The organism is Teredinibacter turnerae T7901 (genome assembly GCF_000023025.1).
GTDB classification, from domain to species: domain Bacteria; phylum Pseudomonadota; class Gammaproteobacteria; order Pseudomonadales; family Cellvibrionaceae; genus Teredinibacter; species Teredinibacter turnerae_B.
The window spans coordinates 1,032,336-1,052,152 of sequence record NC_012997.1 but is presented as its reverse complement, the minus strand read 5'-3'; the positions used below and the strand labels follow the sequence as shown (position 1 = coordinate 1,052,152).

The 19,817-nt window shown below is 53.8% G+C and carries 23 protein-coding genes; 11 read left to right on the top strand and 12 right to left on the bottom strand.

Annotated features, from left to right (window positions below):
• Positions 1-136: 136 nt before the first annotated feature.
• From TERTU_RS04460 to rpsB, 6 genes are all read right to left on the bottom strand, one after another.
• A complete protein-coding gene (locus TERTU_RS04460; RefSeq protein ID WP_015820074.1) occupies positions 137-1,009 on the bottom strand; it encodes a phosphatidate cytidylyltransferase in 873 nt (290 codons plus the stop codon).
• On the bottom strand, positions 963-1,715 hold the full coding sequence (gene uppS / locus TERTU_RS04455) for a polyprenyl diphosphate synthase (protein ID WP_015817186.1): 753 nt from the start codon (positions 1,713-1,715) through the stop codon (positions 963-965). Before uppS ends, TERTU_RS04460 begins: the two co-directional genes overlap by 47 nt.
• Positions 1,716-1,749: 34 nt before the next feature.
• On the bottom strand, positions 1,750-2,307 hold the full coding sequence (frr, locus tag TERTU_RS04450) for a ribosome recycling factor (RefSeq protein WP_015818348.1): 558 nt from the start codon (positions 2,305-2,307) through the stop codon (positions 1,750-1,752).
• Positions 2,307-3,041, bottom strand: a complete 735-nt coding sequence (gene pyrH, locus TERTU_RS04445) for a UMP kinase (protein WP_015818114.1) — start codon at positions 3,039-3,041, stop codon at positions 2,307-2,309. Before pyrH ends, frr begins: the two co-directional genes overlap by 1 nt.
• 136 nt (positions 3,042-3,177) lie before the next feature.
• The gene (tsf, locus tag TERTU_RS04440; RefSeq protein ID WP_015819858.1) at positions 3,178-4,059 is read right to left on the bottom strand and encodes a translation elongation factor Ts; all 882 of its coding nucleotides are present in this window, start codon (positions 4,057-4,059) and stop codon (positions 3,178-3,180) included.
• A 97-nt stretch (positions 4,060-4,156) separates the two neighbouring features.
• Entirely contained in the window at positions 4,157-4,909 is a 753-nt protein-coding gene (gene rpsB, locus TERTU_RS04435; protein ID WP_015819860.1) for a 30S ribosomal protein S2, read from the bottom strand.
• 281 nt (positions 4,910-5,190) lie between these two features.
• Between rpsB and map the strand changes: the two genes are divergently transcribed.
• The 11 genes from map (at position 5,191) to TERTU_RS04380 (ending at position 14,770) form a co-directional block, all read left to right on the top strand.
• Positions 5,191-5,961 (top strand): type I methionyl aminopeptidase, encoded by a 771-nt coding sequence (gene map, locus TERTU_RS04430; RefSeq protein WP_015818071.1) that lies wholly within the window; start codon positions 5,191-5,193, stop codon positions 5,959-5,961.
• Positions 5,961-8,678: a [protein-PII] uridylyltransferase gene (locus TERTU_RS04425; protein ID WP_015819454.1), complete on the top strand. Its 2,718-nt coding sequence runs from the start codon at positions 5,961-5,963 to the stop codon at positions 8,676-8,678. The genes map and TERTU_RS04425 overlap by 1 nt, the downstream gene beginning before the upstream one ends.
• Positions 8,679-8,698: 20 nt before the next feature.
• The gene (dapC, locus tag TERTU_RS04420) at positions 8,699-9,901 is read left to right on the top strand and encodes a succinyldiaminopimelate transaminase (RefSeq protein WP_015818896.1); all 1,203 of its coding nucleotides are present in this window, start codon (positions 8,699-8,701) and stop codon (positions 9,899-9,901) included.
• Positions 9,901-10,554, top strand: a complete 654-nt coding sequence (nth, locus tag TERTU_RS04415; RefSeq protein ID WP_015820637.1) for an endonuclease III — start codon at positions 9,901-9,903, stop codon at positions 10,552-10,554. The genes dapC and nth overlap by 1 nt, the downstream gene beginning before the upstream one ends.
• Positions 10,555-10,675: 121 nt before the next feature.
• Complete coding sequence (locus TERTU_RS04410; protein WP_015820083.1) at positions 10,676-11,020, top strand: Spx/MgsR family RNA polymerase-binding regulatory protein; 345 nt, start codon at positions 10,676-10,678, stop codon at positions 11,018-11,020.
• A gap of 48 nt (positions 11,021-11,068) precedes the next feature.
• Positions 11,069-12,100: a 2,3,4,5-tetrahydropyridine-2,6-dicarboxylate N-succinyltransferase gene (gene dapD / locus TERTU_RS04405; RefSeq protein WP_015820275.1), complete on the top strand. Its 1,032-nt coding sequence runs from the start codon at positions 11,069-11,071 to the stop codon at positions 12,098-12,100.
• 74 nt (positions 12,101-12,174) lie between these two features.
• Entirely contained in the window at positions 12,175-13,302 is a 1,128-nt protein-coding gene (dapE, locus tag TERTU_RS04400; protein ID WP_015817454.1) for a succinyl-diaminopimelate desuccinylase, read from the top strand.
• Entirely contained in the window at positions 13,302-13,781 is a 480-nt protein-coding gene (moaC, locus tag TERTU_RS04395) for a cyclic pyranopterin monophosphate synthase MoaC (RefSeq protein WP_015817240.1), read from the top strand. The genes dapE and moaC overlap by 1 nt, the downstream gene beginning before the upstream one ends.
• The gene (gene moaD / locus TERTU_RS04390) at positions 13,774-14,040 is read left to right on the top strand and encodes a molybdopterin converting factor subunit 1 (RefSeq protein ID WP_015818661.1); all 267 of its coding nucleotides are present in this window, start codon (positions 13,774-13,776) and stop codon (positions 14,038-14,040) included. Before moaC ends, moaD begins: the two co-directional genes overlap by 8 nt.
• Before the next feature lie 3 nt (positions 14,041-14,043).
• Entirely contained in the window at positions 14,044-14,487 is a 444-nt protein-coding gene (moaE, locus tag TERTU_RS04385; RefSeq protein WP_015817788.1) for a molybdopterin synthase catalytic subunit MoaE, read from the top strand.
• A complete protein-coding gene (locus TERTU_RS04380; protein ID WP_228378264.1) occupies positions 14,477-14,770 on the top strand; it encodes a hypothetical protein in 294 nt (97 codons plus the stop codon). The genes moaE and TERTU_RS04380 overlap by 11 nt, the downstream gene beginning before the upstream one ends.
• Here TERTU_RS04380 and TERTU_RS04375 read toward each other — a convergent pair.
• The 6 genes from TERTU_RS04375 to TERTU_RS04350 form a co-directional block, all read right to left on the bottom strand.
• On the bottom strand, positions 14,736-15,560 hold the full coding sequence (locus tag TERTU_RS04375; RefSeq protein WP_015817077.1) for a class I SAM-dependent methyltransferase: 825 nt from the start codon (positions 15,558-15,560) through the stop codon (positions 14,736-14,738). The genes TERTU_RS04380 and TERTU_RS04375 overlap by 35 nt on opposite strands.
• 288 nt (positions 15,561-15,848) lie before the next feature.
• Positions 15,849-16,433: a hypothetical protein gene (locus TERTU_RS04370; protein ID WP_015819485.1), complete on the bottom strand. Its 585-nt coding sequence runs from the start codon at positions 16,431-16,433 to the stop codon at positions 15,849-15,851.
• 151 nt (positions 16,434-16,584) lie between these two features.
• Positions 16,585-17,025, bottom strand: a complete 441-nt coding sequence (locus TERTU_RS04365) for an ExbD/TolR family protein (RefSeq protein ID WP_015818264.1) — start codon at positions 17,023-17,025, stop codon at positions 16,585-16,587.
• Positions 17,026-17,088: 63 nt separating this feature from the next.
• Positions 17,089-17,727, bottom strand: a complete 639-nt coding sequence (locus TERTU_RS04360; RefSeq protein ID WP_015818824.1) for an energy transducer TonB — start codon at positions 17,725-17,727, stop codon at positions 17,089-17,091.
• A gap of 55 nt (positions 17,728-17,782) precedes the next feature.
• A complete protein-coding gene (locus TERTU_RS04355) occupies positions 17,783-19,354 on the bottom strand; it encodes a M56 family metallopeptidase (protein ID WP_015818831.1) in 1,572 nt (523 codons plus the stop codon).
• Positions 19,354-19,755: a BlaI/MecI/CopY family transcriptional regulator gene (locus TERTU_RS04350; protein WP_015817046.1), complete on the bottom strand. Its 402-nt coding sequence runs from the start codon at positions 19,753-19,755 to the stop codon at positions 19,354-19,356. The genes TERTU_RS04355 and TERTU_RS04350 overlap by 1 nt, the downstream gene beginning before the upstream one ends.
• Between the last annotated feature and the right edge of the window lie 62 nt (positions 19,756-19,817).

Below are 19,817 nucleotides of genomic sequence, written 5' to 3'. Positions count from 1 at the left end.
TACCAAGTAAAACCCGCGAGTTTGACCGCAGCAGACAACAGGGGTTCTCAAAATTAACGTTTGTTTACGCAACAAAGCGTAACACCGGACTGACACCTTAACTATCAAAGATTACAGCCGCCAAAAATTACCGCCATTAGGCACTGCTTACCGTCCAGCCCGAGGCCAGCACAGCGAGCGCAAATACTGGCGCCGCAGCAACTAAACCATCAATGCGATCCAGGAACCCACCGTGCCCCGGCAGCAGTCGACCGCTGTCTTTAACCCCGCGCTGTCGTTTCACCATGCTCTCGAGCAAATCCCCGATCACAGACACCAGAGAGGTTGGAACCACAACCGCCAACAAGGCAAGCCAATCGCCGCCAATAATGGTGAGGTTAGCAAAACCACCCCACAGCAGCGCGAGAACCATGCCCCCCAATACGCCCTCCCAGGTTTTTCCAGGGCTCACATTCTTGGCTAGCTTGGTACGACCGAAGCGACGACCAGCGAAGTAAGCGCCTACATCTGCCGCTGCAACCGTTAAAAAAGCCATCAAGACCAACCAGGCTCCGGCCGGTTGCGCCCGGAGATACAGCAGGGCTATCCAGGCGGGAATCAGTATTACCAAGCCCATCAGCATTTTAACGGGGGTGCTTCCCCATAGAATCGCACTCGAAGGGTAGCTTTGCACCCAGAGCAGAGCAACTGCCCACCAGGCACACGCTACAAGCAAAAGGATTTGCAGGCTTTGATGGTGTTCGGACCATTGCAGGAACACCCCCAAGCCAACACCCACCACAGCTACTAGCGCAGTATAGGCCCCACGGCCCAACTTAGACCGCAAGCCGCAAAGGTCGGACCACTCCCAACAGGCCAACGCCATCACAAGGCCGGTGACAACAGCAAAAACTCGCCAGTCACCAAGAAACAGCGTGCCAATCAACAACCAGACCAAGACTAACGCGGTGATCACACGATGTTTAAGCACGCGCAGCCTCGTTGGCCAGTTGCGCACCGGTTTTACCAAACCGGCGCTGACGGCGGCGAAAATCTTCGATAGCCGTTTTCATCGCAACACCGTCAAATTCCGGCCAGAGCAACTCACTGAAATAGAGTTCTGCGTAGGCAGCCTGCCACAATAAAAAATTACTGATGCGATACTCGCCCCCGGTGCGGATCAATAGGTCCAGAGGCGGCAGGGAGGAGGTGGAAATTCGGCTGCCGATTGCTTGCTCGGTAATGTCATCCAGGCTTATTCGGCCTGCGATAGCATCTTCGGCCAGTGATTTCGCAGATTGGGTAATATCCCAACAACCACCGTAATCAGCCGCGATGATCAATGTCGCTTCGCCACTGGAAGCGATCGACTCCGCTTCTTCAATGGCGCTGAGCAATTTTTTGCTGAAGCGGGCGCGGTTGCCGATAACCCGAATGGCAACGCCTTCTTCGGCCAGTTTACGCGCCTCTTTTTTTAAGTAATTGTAAAACAGCCCCATAAGCGCTTCGACTTCCTTTGGAGGTCTACGCCAGTTTTCGCTGCTAAACGCAAACAAGGTGAGCGCGTCCACGCCTTCCTCGCGACATGCACGCAACACGTCGCGTATTCTCTCAACACCAGCGCGATGCCCGGTAATTCCCTGCCGGCCCCGCTGTTCCGCCCAGCGGTTGTTCCCATCCATGATGATTGCCACATGACGCAGCGGGTTTGCACTCTCTATGGGGTTTACACTCATATCTGTTCAGTTAATGGAGCCAACGCAAGACACGTTAGATCTCCATCAGATCCTTTTCTTTCACAGCGAGCGCTGCATCGACTTCCGCAACATACTTATCGGTAATTTTCTGGATATCATCTTGCGCACGGCGATCGTCGTCTTCGCTGATCTCTTTCTCTTTGAGCAACTCCTTAACGTCGGCCAACACGTCACGGCGAACATTGCGAATAGAAACACGTGCCTGCTCAGCTTCAGTTTTCGCCTGTTTTATATAGCCTTTACGCGACTCTTCGGTCAGCGCTGGCATCGGCACTCGAATCAACTCACCAGTGGTAACCGGATTTAACCCCAGATCCGATTTCATAATGGCCTTTTCAATCTCAGGCACCATGCTCTTTTCCCACGGGCTGAGAGACAAAGTACGTGCATCGAGAACCGAAATATTAGCGACCTGGCTCAGCGGCGTATCGCTACCATAGTAAGAGACACTCACGCCGTCGAGAATGCTAGGGTGCGCTCGACCAGTACGAATTTTGTTGAAGTTTATACCCAACGCTTCAACCGTTTTTTTCATGCGCGCTTCGGCGTCTTTCTTAATATCATTGATCATTATTCACTTCCCCCAACAATAAGCGTGCCTTCATCCTCACCGACAATGATGCTCAGCAACGCACCGGGTTTAGACATTTTGAAAACACGAACCGGCATAGAATGGTCTTGACACAAACAAATGGCCGTCAGGTCCATCACACCCAGCTTTTCCTGCAGTACGGTGTCGTAGCTGAGGCGACTGTAACGTGTGGCAGAAGGATCTTTCACCGGATCAGCCGTGTAAACCCCATCCACTTTTGTCGCTTTCAGCACCAGTTCCGCCTCTACCTCAATTCCGCGCAGGCAAGCAGCAGAATCGGTGGTGAAGAATGGATTACCAGTGCCAGCAGAAAAAATAACCACCTCGCCATTTTCCAGCAAGCGTATTGCTTTGCGGCGGTCGTACTGATCAGTTACACCGTGCATAGGAATTGCAGACATAACAGTCGACTGGATATTGCAACGCTCAAGCGCGTCGCGCATCGCCAGGGCATTCATGACCGTGGCTAACATTCCCATATGATCGCCAGTGACACGATCCAAGCCAGCTTCGTTCAGCGCTGCCCCACGGAACAGGTTTCCGCCACCAATAACGAGACCGACCTGCACACCGATACCCACCAGCTGGCCGATTTCCAGAGCCATCTTGTCCAGCACTTTGGGATCGATACCGAACCCCTCATCACCCATCAATTGCTCACCGCTGAGCTTGAGCAGGATTCGCTTGTATTTTCTGTCGCGGCCACCCGGCATTGGTAGATTCCTCCCGAATAAGAACATCGGCGGCAGTGGATTGCCGACCGTAAAGTCGCGGAAGTTTAACAGAAAAAAGGCGGGATTTGCGTCCCGCCTTTTGTTTACCCACGCACCGGCGTTTGCCAAGGTGTGATTATGCGTTGCCCTTGGATGCAGCGACCTGCGCGGCAACTTCGGCAGCGAAGTCTTCTTCTTTCTTCTCGATACCTTCTCCAACCTCGAAACGGCTGAAGCTCACAACGCTCGCACCTTCTTTCTTAACCAGGGCACCAACAGTGATTTCTGGATCTTTCACAAAAGGCTGCTCAACCAGGCTGTTCTCTTTCAGGAACTTGTTGATACGACCAGTCATCATCTTCTCGACGATCTGCTCTGGCTTACCTTCCATATCTGGCTGCGCCTTGATGATATCCTTCTCTTTGTTGACAACTTCTTCCGGCATATCTTCAGGGTTAACCACCTGAGGATTCACTGCCGCAATGTGCATAGCGACATCTTTCGCAAGCTCAACACTGCCGCCATTGGCCAACTGAACCATCACTGCAATACGGTTGTTAGAGTGAACATACGCACCGACAAGACCGCCATCTGCTTCAATCAGACTTACACGACGAATGCCGATATTTTCACCAATCTTCTGCACCAGCGCCTGACGTGTGCTTTCCATTGCTTCATCGTTAACTGCAGCAACGTCTGCCGCTTTAGCTGAGAATGCTTTCTCAACAACAGAGTCAACAAATGCCAGGAAGCCAGCATCGCGCGCAACAAAGTCGGTCTCACTGTTAACCTCAACCAATACGCCGTAGCTGCCGTCGTCGGCAACCTTCGCAGCAACAACACCCTCTGCAGCTGTGCGATCTGCCTTTTTAGCCGCCTTCAAACCAGATGCTTTACGCAGATTTTCGATTGCCGCATCGATATCGCCATCGGTTTCGGCCAGCGCTTTTTTGCACTCCATCATGCCAAGACCGGTGCGCTCACGAAGTTCTTTCACTAAAGAAGCACTAACTGCCATCTTTTATGTCCTCAATTTTTCGGGTTCTTAGATTAAAAAAAAGGGGTTTGCACCCCTTTTTTACGATTCAGTTAACAAACGGCCCGAAGCCCCTGAATTAACCGTTATTAGCAACCTTTTCTTCGCTCTCAACTTCAACGAATTCGTCGGCTGCTGCGGCTGGAGAGCCTTCGCGCGCACCTTCAAGACATGCGTCCGCCATAGCGGTTACATACAGTTTGATTGCGCGAATCGCGTCGTCATTGCCAGGGATTACATAGTCAACGCCAGCAGGATCGCTATTGGTATCGACAACGCCGATAACGGGAATACCCAACTTGTTGGCTTCCTGAATCGCAATACGTTCGTGCTCCACATCGATAACGAACATTGCGTCAGGCAGACCGCCCATATCTTTAATACCACCGATAGACAGCTCGAGCTTGTCCATGGTGCGAGTGCGCATCAGCGCTTCTTTCTTGGTCAGCTTCTCAAAAGTACCGTCTTGACTCTGAGTTTCCAGGTCGCGGTAGCTGCGGATTGAGCCGCGGATCGTTTTGTAGTTGGTGAGCATGCCACCCAACCAGCGGTTGCTGACGTAAGGCATACCAGCGCGCTCAGCCTGCTCTTTCACAGTCTTTTGCGCCGCTCGTTTGGTGCCAACGAACAGAACTTTCTTCTTCTGGGAAGCCATCTGCTTGATCACAGCCAATGCGTCGTTAAACGCTGGTACAGTGTGCTCAAGGTTGATGATATGAATTTTGTTACGAGCGCCAAAGATGTATTGACCCATCTTCGGGTTCCAGTAACGGGTTTGGTGACCAAAGTGGACACCGGCTTGCAGCATATCGCGCATGCTTACTGTAGGCATAAGTTTTTCCTTCTCGGGTTAGGCCTCCATATACCCCACCAGCCAACCGAAGCCCAAAGGCACGGCACCCAGGCAGATGTGACGGTATATGTGCGACTTTAAATAAATTACAGTTAAAATCCGGCAATTTCGGCCGGGCGCGCTTTATACCACATCCATCAGCAAACTTAAAGAGCAAACCCAAAAAGACGCTACCAATATATTTGCGTTAGAATAGGCCGCTTTTGCGACACATCTGTGAACGAAGTGTCGATCCGCACCAATCGAGGCAATTTACCCCCATGTCCGTAACAATCAAGACTGCAGAAGAAATCGAGAAGATGCGCGTGGCCGGCCGCAAGGCAGCGGAAGTATTGGAAATGATCGAGCCATACGTCGTGCCCGGCGTAACCACCGCCGAGCTGGATCGCATCTGTCACGATTATATGGTTGACCAACAACAATCGATTCCGGCGCCACTCAACTACAAAGGCTTCCCGAAGTCAATTTGTACATCGGTAAATCAGGTGGTTTGCCACGGCATACCCTCCGAGAAAAAGAAACTCAAGTCTGGCGATATTATCAATCTTGATATCACCGTGATCGTAGATGGCTATCACGGTGATACCAGCAAAATGTTCATGGTGGGAGAAGTGGCTCCTCACGCAGAACGCCTGTGTAAAATCACTCAGGAATGCCTCTACCTGGGAATTGAACAAGTCAAACCGGGTGCGCGCCTGGGAGACATAGGAGCAGTCATCCAGCAGTACGCGGAGAAGAATCACTATTCGGTGGTGCGTGAATACTGTGGCCACGGCATTGGCAAAGTCTTTCACGAAGAACCTCAAGTATTGCACTACGGCGTTGCAGGTAAAGGTATGGAATTGGTGGAAGGAATGACCTTCACAATCGAACCCATGATCAACGCCGGTAAACACCACACCAAATTGAAAGGCGACGGCTGGACTGTAGAAACACGCGACGGCCGCCTGTCAGCGCAATGGGAACACACACTCGCCGTTACCAAGGATGGAGTTGAAGTATTGACCGCCCGTAACGAGGAAAGCTTTTAATGACCCACGCTGTGTCTGTCGAACAAGCACCAAAATTTCCGCTTTACCACTGTCAGCCGATCTTCTTTAACCAGAGCAAGTTTCGGGAAGACCTCAAAAAGCACCCGGCGATTAAGGTGTTCAAAAGTGCCATAGCCGGGATCGACAGCCATTTCGAAAGTCGCTTTCACGAAGGCGATGATATCCACAGACTGGTGCAGGAGCGGGCGACTTTTGTCGATCTACTCCTACACTATGCCTGGCATCAATACGCCTGGGACGACGACGTCGCCCTGATCGCCGTCGGCGGCTACGGCCGCAAAGAGCTGCACCCCAAGTCAGATATCGACATTTTGATTTTGCTCGACGACAAAGCTCAAAAAAAATATAACGACAATCTTCAACTGTTCGTCACCTTCCTTTGGGACATAGGGCTGGAAATTGGCAGTAGCGTTCGAACCCTGAAGGAATGCATCAAGATTGCCAAAGGCGACATCACAGTTGTCACTAATTTACTCGAAGCTCGTCGACTGGCTGGCAACGATAAACTCCGCGATAAATTGCAGCTGCTCACCGGGCCAGAACATATGTGGCCGGCCAACAAATTCTTTGACGCCAAAGTGGAAGAGCAGGAACAGCGCCATCTGAAATACGACAACGTTGAATATAACCTCGAGCCCAATGTTAAAAACGCCCCAGGTGGCCTGCGCGATATTCAGACTATCAACTGGGTGGCCAAACGCTATTTTAATGTGCCCGACATTACTCGCCTCGCAGGTGCAGATTTCTTTACTGAGGAAGAGTATGGCGCATTGCGCAGTGGGGAAGCCTTTCTCTGGAAGGTGCGCTACGGCATCCACTTGATTGCCAATCGCGCAGAAGAGCGTCTGACCTTTGAGTACCAGCGCGAATTAGCCAAACTCTTTGGCTATAAGGATGACGACAAAGGCCTCGCCGTCGAGAAATTCATGCACGAGTACTATCGCGTGGTGCTGGCACTGCGCGAACTCAACGACGTATTGGTGAACTATCTCGACGAAGTTATTCACACCAAAAGACGCAAGCACAAAATCACCCCCATCAACGACCGGTTTCAGTTGCACGACAACCTGATTGAAGTTACCCGTGAGAGCGTGTTTGACGAATCGCCCTGCGCGCTCATGGAAATTTTTGTGATCATGGGGAACAACCCCAGCATCGCCGGTGTGCGCTCGCCGACAATTCGCTTGATCCGCGAGAAACGCTGGCTGGTGAATGCGAAGTTTCGCCGCGATCCACATATTCGTGCGATGTTCATCGAGCTATTTCAGTTAAAGGTCGGTCTGGTTGCGCAACTTGAGAGAATGCGCCGCTACGGCATCCTCGGCCGGTACCTGCCGGTATTCGGCAATATCATTGGCCAAATGCAGCACGACCTATTCCACCGCTACACCGTGGATGCACACACTTTGATGGTTATAAAAAACGTGCGCAAATTTCGTCACGAAGAGGCAAAGCAGAAGTTTCCCATTGCCCATCACATAATGAAGCGGCGCCAGCATCTGCATTTGCTCTACATAGCCGCACTGTTTCACGACATCGGCAAAGGCCGTGGCGGCGACCATTCGACATTGGGCGCTCGCGATGCGGAAACCTTCTGCGAAGATCACCAATTGCGCGGCAAGGACACACGCCTGGTGGTGTGGCTGGTAGAGAAGCACCTGTTAATGTCCTACGTTTCCCAAAAGAAGGACATTTCCGACCCGGAAGTGATTCGTGATTTCGCACTGGAAGTTGGGGACCAGCGCCACCTGGACTATCTTTACGCCTTAACCGTCGCCGACATGTGTGGCACCAGCCCTGATATCTGGAATACCTGGCGCGCCAGCCTCATGCGACAACTGTATATGGAAACCAAGCGCGCGCTGCGTCGTGGTCTCGAAAACCATATCGATAAGCAAGAGCACATCGAAGAAACTCAGCAGCTGGCCGCCGCGCGGCTGGCCGATAAAGGCATCTGCGAGCAGATCGCGCGCAAACTCTGGGATCAAATGGGCGATGAGTATTTCATCCGGGAGTCCCATACCGATATTGCCTGGCAAACAGAGGCGATGATTCAGCACCAGGGCGAAAGCCCGCTGATTCTCATCCGCGAAACCACCAACCTCGAATTTGAAGGCGCAACTCAGATTTTTATACGCACTCGCGATGAGCGCCACGTATTCCCTGCTGTCGCCAGCGTGCTGACATCCCTGCAACTGAACATTCAGGATGCGCGGCTGTACAGTACCAACGATGGCTACACCGTCGATACCTTCTACGTGCTGAACGACAACGATCAGCCTCTCGGTGACAATTCCTCTAAATACCTGAAGATTTCCCGAGCCATCGGCGAAGAACTTTTACTGTTAGGCGACTACAACGAAGTGGTTCGACGTCGCACGCCGCGCGTGCTAAAGCAGTTTTCTGTGCCTACCCGTACCAGCATCAGCAACGATATTGTGAGTGGTAACACGGTGCTCGAGGTCATCAGCCCGGACAGACCAGGCCTGCTTGCAACCATCGGCCAAGTGTTTATGGAGCACGATGTCCAGCTACAAAACGCCAAGATTTCAACGCTCGGCGAACGAGTGGAGGATGTATTCTTTATCACCGACGCGGACAACCAACCACTTGGTGATCCACGCCTGTGCCGTGCCCTGCAGGATGACATCTGTTTTCGCCTGGACAAACGTGTCGAGCAGGATCTTGCGTCCTGATCCGCTGCCGAGAATTTATCATGAACCCCAATCTCGATCTGCTACAGCCTTACCCGTTTGAAAAACTGCGCCAGCTTAAAGCCGGTGCACAGCCGCCCGCTGAACTCGAACACATCGCTCTTTCAATTGGTGAGCCCAAGCACCCGGCACCGCAGTTTGCTCTGGATGCGCTTTCTAACCAGTTGGCGACCATCGCAAATTACCCGGTGACGCTCGGCCTGCCGGAACTGCGCGAAGCCTGCGCCGACTGGAGCACTCGTCGTTTCAATCTTAAACCGGGAACCTTGAGCAGCGAAACTCAGGTATTGCCGGTGAACGGTACCCGCGAGGCATTGTTTGCGTTCGTGCAGGTTGCGGTGGATTCAAGCCAGCCATCGCCCTCGGTGCTTATGCCGAACCCGTTCTATCAAATTTATGAAGGCGCGGCGATTTTGGCTGGCGCCAAGCCGGTATTTTTGAACTGCACCGAAGAAAACGGTTTTCTCTGCGATTTCGACCGGGTGCCCGCCGCGACCTGGAAAGCGTGCCAACTGCTGTTTATCTGTAACCCCGGCAACCCAACCGGCGCGGTAATGAGCCTCGAACAGCAGATAAAACTCATCGAATTAGCCGACGAGCACGACTTCATTATCGCCAGCGACGAATGCTACTCGGAACTGTACTTCGACGAACACACACCGCCCCCGGGGTTGCTGCAGGCCTGCGCCGCCATGGGACGCGACGATTACAAGCGCTGCGTTATTTTTCACAGCCTGTCCAAACGCTCCAACCTGCCGGGATTGCGCTCGGGCTTTGTTGCTGGCGATCAGGCGATTATCGAAAAATTCTATCAGTACCGCACCTACCACGGCTGCGCCATGCCATTGTTCGCCCAGGCCGCCAGTATTGCCGCCTGGCGGGACGAAACTCACGTAGTGGAAAACCGTGAGCTCTATCGTCAAAAATTCGATCGGGTGCTGGCGATACTGGGAGATTCACTGCCGGTAATTCGCCCAGACGCCAGCTTTTACCTGTGGCCGCAAACGCCGGTGAGCGATACTGAATTTGCACGCGACCTGTTCGCCGAACAGCATGTGACTGTTCTGCCCGGGTCCTATTTGGCGCGCAGCACTGCAGATGGGAATCCTGGCAGTCAGCGGATACGCATGGCTCTCGTCGCCTCATTGGACGAATGTGAGCAGGCCGCACAGCGTTTGCGCGCATTTGTCGAGGCGCGCTATTAATGCTGAAGCAGCAACGCGTCGCTTACATTTTGGCGGAACTGGAACACCTGTATCCGGAGACGCCGGTGCCGCTGGATCACAAAGACCCGTATACCCTGCTCGTCGCAGTATTGCTTTCGGCACAATGCACGGACGAGCGGGTTAACAAAATTACCCCGCTGTTGTGGCAATTGGCCGACAACTGCTTCGATATGGCAAAGCAATCCGTCGACGCCATTCAAGCGATTATTCGCCCTTGCGGCTTGTCTCCACAAAAGGCCAAAGCCATCAAAGGGCTATCGGAAATACTGGTAAATGAGTACCAGGGTGAGGTGCCGCAAAGCCTGGCACAACTGGAAGCCTTGCCCGGGGTGGGCCACAAAACCGCGAGCGTGGTTGTGGCACAGGCCTTTGGCGAACCGGCATTTCCGGTGGACACCCACATTCACCGGCTGGCGCAACGCTGGGGGCTGACCAACGGCAAGAGTGTCGCCCAGACTGAGCGCGACCTCAAACGACTGTTTCCGCGTGAAAGCTGGAACAAGCTGCATCTACAAATTATTTTCTACGGCCGCGAATACTGTACCGCTCGCGGTTGCGATGGCACTGTGTGCCCGATCTGCACCACCTGCTACCCCAACCGTAAAAAACCGAAAGTTACGCGCAAGGCGTAGCGCCTCCCCACGGCGCCCGCCTCGCACGTTGCAGAGCGGGTGAACCCCTGGTCACCTTTTGGTATCCTACGCGCCCTTTTTCGCCAACACGCCCTAACACCTAAAACACAAGCCAAAGACTATGACGACGCTCTACGGAATCAAAAACTGCAACACCGTAAAAAAAGCCCGCAAGTGGCTGGAAGGCAACAGCGTTGCCTACACTTTCCACGACTTCCGCGAACACGGGTTAACCGAGCAGCAAGTTAACGAATGGCTTGAAGTACTTGCCCCCGAGGTGCTGATCAATAAACGCAGCACCACCTGGAAGCAAATGAGTGATAGCGATAAAGCGAAAGTAGACGCTGGCGACATTGCAGCCATTGCCGCGGCCAACCCCACGTTAATCAAACGCCCGGTACTTGCGACCGGTGACAGTTTACAGGTGGGATTCAAAGATTCTGACTACGCCGGGTTATTACTCTAAGCGGCCCGGCCGCCCCCATTTAATGACTAAAATCTGCAAGGACTAACCATGACGACCTTATACAGTCTCGGCCTCGGGCTAGGCACACAAAACAACAACGGAGACTGGCTGGAGGTGTTCTACCCCCACCCCCTGCTCAATCCGGCAGCGGACACCGCTTCTGCCATTGCCGACGCCATTGGTTTCGACGGCAACAACACTACCCTGGCTCTGGATGGCGACCTGCTGGCAAAACTCGCCACTGCGCTACAAGGTGTGGACGACGCGCTGGCCAGCCTGTGTGAAACCCTCGGCGGCAGCGAACGCCCGGCGGTATTGGTACTGCTCACCAACGATGTCGCCCCGACCACCGTACCCGAAGCCTATTTAAAATTGCACCTGCTGTCGCACCGCCTGGTAAAGCCGCACGGCACTGACATCGCCGGTATTTTCGGTGTTCTGCCGAACGTAGCCTGGACCAGCGAAGGCGCCATTGACCTGAACGAGCTGGCCGACCGCCAGTTGCGTGCACGCATGAAAGGGCAAACTCTCAGCGTCGATTGCGTCGACAAATTCCCCAAGATGACCGACTACGTTGTGCCAGCAGGTGTGCGCATTGCGGACACCGCTCGGGTGCGCCTCGGCGCCCACATTGGCACCGGAACCACCGTGATGCACGAAGGTTTCGTCAACTTCAATGCGGGCACCCTGGGCACCAGCATGATTGAAGGCCGTATCTCTGCGGGTGTGACTGTGGGCGAAGGCTCCGATCTCGGCGGCGGCTGCTCAACCATGGGTACCCTGTCTGGCGGCGGTAAGGTCGTTATCTCCATCGGCAAAGAAAGCCTGATCGGCGCCAACGCCGGTACCGGTATCCCACTCGGTGATCGCTGTATTGTGGAATCTGGCCTGTACATTACAGCAGGCACCAAACTTAATCTGTTGGACGATCAAAATCAGGTGGTTGAAGTGGTCAAAGCCCGTGATCTTGCAGGTAAAAGCGACCTGTTGTTTCGCCGCAACTCGACCACGGGTGCAGTGGAATGTAAAACCAACAAATCAGCGATTGCGCTCAACGAAGAACTCCATAAGAACAACTAATCCGCCTAACCGACGGGCACCCGGTTCCGGTGCCCGATACGTCTTGCGTGAAAATGGGAATATCGAGAGGTACCATGTCCCCCACTTTGCAACTGGCCTGCGATCTGATCAGCAGAGCCTCCGTAACCCCTGAAGACGCTGGTTGCCAGGCATTAATGACCGAGCGGCTGCGCGCGATTGGCTTCCATATCGAATCGCTGCGCTTCGACGACGTCGACAATTTCTGGGCGGTGCGCGGCGCAAGCGGCCCGATATTGTGTTTCGCTGGCCACACCGACGTGGTACCCGAGGGCGACCCGGCAAAATGGCAAAGCCCACCCTACGAACCCACCATTACCGACGGCCTGCTTTACGGCCGTGGCGCTGCGGACATGAAAGGCAGCCTGGCCGCGATGGTCACCGCCTGCGAGGCGTTTGTGGCTGAACACCCGAACCACACCGGGCGCATTGCGTTTCTGATAACCAGTGACGAAGAAGGCATTGCCGCCAATGGCACGGTGAAAGTGGTGGAATGGCTGGAAGCGCGCGGCGAAAAAGTTACCTGGTGCCTGGTTGGCGAACCGTCCTCGACCCAGTCTGTCGGCGATGTTATTAAAAACGGCCGACGTGGGTCGCTGGGTTGTAAACTGACGGTTAAGGGCAAGCAGGGGCATGTGGCCTACCCACATCTGGCAAAGAACCCGATTCATCTGGTGGCACCGGCATTGGCGGACCTGGCGGCCGAGCAATGGGACGAGGGCAACGACTTTTTCCCGGCGACCAGCTTCCAGGTTTCCAACTTTAACGCTGGCACCGGCGCGACTAATGTTATTCCGGGCGAAGCGGCCATTGTGTTCAACTTTCGCTTCTCCACCGAGTCCACGGCGGATGAGCTAAAGCAACGCACCGAAGCCATTCTCGCCAAACACGGGCTCGACTACGATATTCACTGGCATTTGTCGGGCGAGCCCTTTCTGACCCCCGCCGGGGCGTTGGTCGACGCCGCCGTTACCGCCATTCGGGCAGAATGCGGTGCTGAACCGGAGCTATCCACCTCGGGCGGCACCTCGGACGGCCGCTTTATCGCACCAACCGGCGCCCAGGTCTTGGAGCTTGGCCCGGTCAACGCCACAATTCACCAGATTAACGAGTGCGTCAATGTGGCCGATCTCGACAAACTCAGCGCAACCTACCAGCGCATACTTAAGGAGCTGCTCGCCTGATGAGCCAATTCACCCACCTCGATAGCCGGGGCGCAGCACACATGGTCGATGTGGGAGAAAAAGTCGTGACTCACCGCACCGCGACTGCCATGAGTCGCGTCACCATGAATCCGCAAACCCTGGCGATGATCGTCGAGGGGCGCCATCACAAAGGTGACGTATTCGCCGTGGCCCGCGTTGCCGGTATTCAAGCGGCAAAAAAATGCAGCGACCTTATCCCCCTGTGCCACCCGCTGATGCTGACAAAGATCAGCGTGGAACTCACCGCTAACACCGCGGAAAGCTGTGTGGAAATCCACGCGACCTGCAAACTGGATGGCAAAACTGGCGTGGAAATGGAGGCGCTCACTGCCGCGTCTATCGCGGCGTTGACCATTTACGATATGTGTAAAGCGGTGGATAAAGGCATGGTGATCAGCCACACCCGGCTACTCACCAAAACTGGCGGACGCTCCGGCGATTGGCAGGCCGATGAGTAACGCCAACGCCATCACCATTCTGTATTTTGCCAGCCTGGGTGACGCGCTAGGCCTTTCCGAGGAGCGTTTCAGCCAAGCCTCACTACCCGCTGATGTCGCCTCTTTGCGCGCACAGCTAGCCGCACGAGACGCCAAGTGGGCGGCCGCATTATCCTCCACGAACCTCCGCTGTGCCGTGAATCAGTCCCTCGCAAAACCCGAACACCCCTTGTGCTGGGGCGACGAGGTTGCCTTCTTCCCACCGGTTACCGGGGGCTGACCTATGATTCGCGTACAGCAGGCAGATTTTGATGTAGCGGGCGAATACCGCAACCTGCAACAACACGGCTTGGCAGGCGCAATCGTTACGTTTAGCGGGCTGGTGCGGGATTTTGCCGGCGATACGAGTGAACGATTCTTCCTCCAACACTACCCGGGCATGACCGAATCGGTATTGAACAAGATTGTCTCCCAGGCGCAATCGCGCTGGCCACTGCTCGCGGTAACCGTCATTCACCGCGTAGGACATCTGCAGGCAGGTGATCAGATCGTATTTGTCGGGGTCAGCAGTGCCCATCGCAAGTCTGCGTTTGCCGCGTGCGAATACATTATCGACCTATTGAAAACCGAAGCGCCCTTTTGGAAAAAAGAAGGGCGTCAGTGGGTAGACGCAAAACAGAGCGATCAGGCGGCTGCGGATCGCTGGCTTACCGCTGATGACAGCTAGACCAGCCTCAAAACTCCGTTTAACGACTATTAAAAGGGCGCTGCTCGCGCACTACTCTGCTCCCATGCAGGACATGTTTAAACAATTTCGCAGTGGCGCGATTTTTTTTGCTGTCGGGCTCACCATGGTCTACCTGGCGAACACTGCATTATTACCTTCATTGCGACAGGAACTGGTTACACTCGCGGGTTTGATCCTGGCCGGGGCCGGATTTGTCGTCGCCATGCTGGCGCAAATCCGGATGATTATCAGTCGGTTTTTGCGGTTTCTGCGAAAGCCTTGAGCGGGTATATATCGAAGCGGCCCGCCTTTCCTTCAAGCTGATACCCCGGCGCCTGCCCGGCGAGAAATGGCGCAATTTTAGGCCGTTTCACCACTACTCGGTGGCTGGCCAGGGCGAGCGCCGGTTCGAGCAGCCCGTCAGCATCGGCGTCGGCTCCCACCAGGTCGTGAAATAACTGCATGTCCTTTTTCACTTCTGCGGATTTTTTCCGCGCGGGGAACATCGGGTCCAGATATACAACCTGTGGCACATCTGAAAAATCGCTTTGCAGGTGAACCAGGCTATCGACGGCAACCAGCTCCATACGCGACAGAATCTCAAACAGCTCCGCGTCTGCCTCCGCGCTATACATTCTTGCCCGGTGTAACCCATCGGCCAGCATTGCTCTCACAGTTGGTGAGCGCTCACACATTCGCACAGAACAGCCTAGGGTTGCCAACACAAAAGCATCCCCTCCCATCCCTGCGGTGGCATCAAGGACAGTTATTCCACGCGCCTTATTCACGCCCACAGCTTTGGCGATCGCCTGGCTTTTACCGCCACCAAACTTGCGACGATGGGCTTTTGCCCCGGTGACGAAATCCACTCGCGTAGTCAGCGGCTTTTTAAGCCGGTGATCCCGTAGTTCGAGGCCATCACGAGTAACAGCCAACACCAATGAAGCTGGCAGCGTGTCCTCGGCATCAAGCCAGTCAGGCACTGCCGTCACATCGTTTAGGGCGTTAACCAGAACATCGGGAAGATCCTCACGCAACGGCGCAGGACAAAGAACAGAAACGGGGGTTTTCATGAGAACCAACGAAAGCAAATGCCTATTGTGCCAAGTTTCGCCGGCTTGGGGGAGTGTCTGCGGTAAGACTGTGATCAGGAGAATCACCAGGCGAGCCCTGCGAGTATGCTCAGCCTGATGATCCTCCTGCTTTCAACGGGGGCGCCTCCTGCGCACCCCGTGATTGTTCCATGCTAACACCAAGGCAGTGTGGGAAATTCGCCTTCTGCTACTGGAACAACGAAGAAAAGCTATGAGGGTGCGAAACACCCACATAGCATTCGCTTCCGTGCGCAATTTCATGCGCTGTTACGCCTTAGCTTTGGCTTTGGCCATGCGCTTGCGCATCCAAACGAATACCACTAGAGCTGCACCCATCATTGGCATAGAGGCAGGTAAAGGTACTGGCGACACATTGTCCAGACCTGATACGTGATCCACTTGGAATGGACCTTCGCCAAGCTGGAAACCTGATGATAACTTGGATGTATCGAAAACCGCCCAATTACTAGCGCCGGTATTCTCGAATAATCCCCAGAAATTGGCATTTTTAACGATGTAGTAACCTGGCTCATTAGGCATCAAAATGGCGTAAACATTTTCGACGTCAGTAGCAAGGTATCCCACGCCAGCGGTAGAACTGTTTAGAGACAACTCCGTGTCCCCGCCCATTAGAGAATTGGACCAGAACTGTTCCGCGTCTGCACGAAAACCACGGAAACCCTGACCAGCGATCAAGTCGCGAAACTCTCTTTTGCCAATCTCACCGACCAATTCATCCACTGTGCCGACATCGGTTCCATCATAGTCACTGCTGTCGTCGGTAACGACGATCGCAGAGGCACTAACGGACCAGAGACACACCATCAGCAATCCCACACATTTCTTTAACATACATCTACTCCTGCATAGTTAATCACTTTCATCCGGAGTAAAACGCTCAAAATTTGCTTCACCCGGCTCGCTATACAGTACGAAGCAATATACAGTCCAATAAAAATATCTTGTTATTTTTCAATAAGTTATAAAATACATGTGATCATGTTCACATTTTTCTGTCAACCTTGCTGACGGATTGAGACGCCAATTTTTCCATTTTTATAGGGAGTCTCGTAATCTTTACAAGCCTGACAATGTCCATAATGTATGCGTAGGTTTCGATGCTTGTACGTTCGTCAGCCACCAGCACAAACGACGGAAATTCTTGCCGCTCGGCAATCAAACGATGCAAGCGCGCCTTTAGTCCTGCCAACTCGACCGCCTGTCCTTCTAAGGTAATGTTGTTTTGTGCGCCAACACGCAAAACCACGGTTTTACTTGTTCGCCCAGCCGGAGAGTGCGGTAGTGGGTCAACCGGTAATGTGCGCTCAGCTACAAAGGATGCAGTGACAATAAAGAAGATCAAAAGGATGAAAACCACATCCAGCATAGGGTTAAGGTCGATACCGCTTGCACAAACTTCATCGAGTGTCGATTTTTTTCTCATATCGTTTCTCCGTAAAAAAAGCGCCCCTAAGGGGCGCACAACGGCACTGCTGACTTGCAGAATTTAGTCCTTCATCACAAAGGTGAGGCGGCTACTCAGGCCGGGAAACGCAACCGGCAGCCCATCCACAGTTTTCGGCTGATACTTCCAGCGCGCGACAGCTGCCAGCGCAGCATTTTCAAACATGCCATGTGGCATGGACTCCAGGATGCGTATGTTTTCGGTTGTTCCTAACGCCGTAACATCAAAAATTACATCGACATATCCTTCAGTGGCGTTGCGCAGTGCTCGCGCCGGATACACTGGTTGTGGCTGGTACTGTGGAATTGGAAAGCCAGCACCAAAGGCCACTTCGACAGGGCCAGTCGTGCTTCGTATTGCCGTCGGCTTAATAGGTAAAGTCAAGTTAACGTTTAGATGGGTGTCATCCGCTTGCTCCGGCATAGGCGGTGCTTCTTGCACCTCCAGCGGCTTAGGCAGATCCTTTTTTATAACAGTAACAAGCTTGGGCTCCTCCCACGTCACGTTGGGCGGATTGAAGGGTGGCGCGTCATCGATCGGCGAGTCCGCCATATGAATTAAACGCTCCATCAATACCAGCAGTGCCAGTGTAACCAGCGCCGCAAGCCCCGTAGTCGCTACTGCTCGGACGAACTGATTCGCCCTGAATACCGCGTGGTTGGTTGTGAATATAGTGTTCATGTTGACGCTCCTCTTTGGTGATTGACGTACAACAGTGCCGGTTAAACCTCTTCAGTCAGCCTTCGAGGTTAAATACAAACGTTTCAGTGACGTTTTTAGTTATGACTTTTTCGCCGTTTAGCTCCAACGGCAAAAACTGGAACTGCTTAATCGCGTTAAGTACCGCTTGGTCGAATACACCGGCAGGCTCTGCGTGCAGAACTCTGGGGGACACAACCTCGCCCGCGCGACTTACATCGAACTCAACAACCACACGACCACTTATTCCATGGCGCAATGCAAACCGGGGGTAATGCGGGGTTACCACAGTGTTTGGCAAGTAACCGCTCATCGCGATACCGGGCGCGTTAACCTCAGTCACTGGCGCCAACTCGGTGGCAGAAACCCTGAGCCTGCCGGGAGTTTGTGCACGGCTCACCACAAGAAGTTCTTCGGTTATCGGGCGCGCAGGTGGCGGGCTGAATACAGGCAATTGCTGAGAAGTCGTTGGCTCCAACGCATCGGAACCCCTGCGTTCAGTCTGTTGCTCGAGCGCTAACTGATGGTTGAGCCAGCCCACCCGGCGGCGGTTATTGGCAAGCGGCGAGCGGTCTTCGACCAGAATCATTGGAACCAGAACGGGCGATGGGTAAACGGCTAACGGGTCTTTAAACGTGCCGACCGGGGCCGTACTGAGACTGGCAAATGCGATAGGGCCAACCAGTGATGAAACCAGGAGCGCGGTGGCAAAACGCCAGATAAGCCCGGTGCGACTCCTGTTTCGGCAAGGTTCCAGTACCAGCTTAATGCGCTCAAATAATTGCGAGCCATCGCTGTACGCCAGAGCGAATGAGGTGTGTTTTACATCAGCGGATATTGCCAGCAGATCCTCAGCGTACTCGGCGCGACAATCGAAGAGCTCCGCCACCTGGTCATCACAGGCTATCTCCGCATACCAGCCAATGCGTTTAGCGAAAATCCACACCAAAGGTACAAACCATAACAGCGCCGTAATTTGCGCGACCAGGATCTTCACCGGCCAGTCGTTGCGCGCGATATGCGCATATTCGTGAGCTAACACCCGGCAAACCCGACCGGGTTCCCAGTCGCCCACACTCATCGGGAGTAAAATGGTAGGCCGCAGCCAGCCCAGCACGAGTGGCGAGGACACCACGGAGGTTACACGTATATCAACGCGGGATCCGGAGAAGCCGAACAGAGCGTCGAGCCGCATTTTTTCTTGGATTAAATCACCCTCATTCGCACCGTCGAGTGGCGTTGCGCCGTCTTTGATCCAATAGGCCTCGACGACACCCAAAAATACATAGCTCAGACGCCAAGTCACGCCCAGGCAATAGATCGCCAACCCGCTGTACAGTAGCACTGGGGTAGCGCTCAAGCTGCGCACATTTATTGCCAGCAAGCCTTCCACGGCGTGCGGTAAAATCGGCAGATAAAGTGCGGGATAGGTCGCGCCAAGCGGTATAAACGCCACCGAAACCAGCAGCGCAGAGAGAAACCACCAATGAAACTGTGCTGCTGAGCGGACTGAAGGTCGCGCTAGTAGAGCGATCACAATAACCAATATCAGCATCGGTTTAATAACCGTCACCAGTACCCAGAAACCAACATCAGTTATCGATAGCATCAGCGGGACTCCTTGTCCTTAAGCGCCTTCAAACGGGCGATATTCCTCTCTAGATCTTCAATCTCACGGGCAGACAGCGCATCGCCTTCCATGTCCAGCAGCGCCGATACTGCTTTGGCCGGTGAGCCCTTAAAAAACGTTTTAATCACTCGTCGAATCGCCGACTCGCTGGCCTGCTGCTGCTCCAGTTTTGGAAAATAAATATACTTCGCACCCTCCGTACGAAATCCCACCACGCCCTTTTCCAGCAGCCTGGCGATGAGCGCTCGCACGGCTGAATAGCTGGGAGGGTCAGGTAGGCGAGCCAGCACATCCTGTGCGGAGGCCTCATTTAATTCGTAGAGAATATCCATAATCTGTCGCTCTCTACGACTCAACTTGTAGTGTGCAATGGGTGACATGACGTCCTCGGCTATAAACGGTGCTAGTTTTTTAGCACCATGCTACAAAACTAGCACTACCA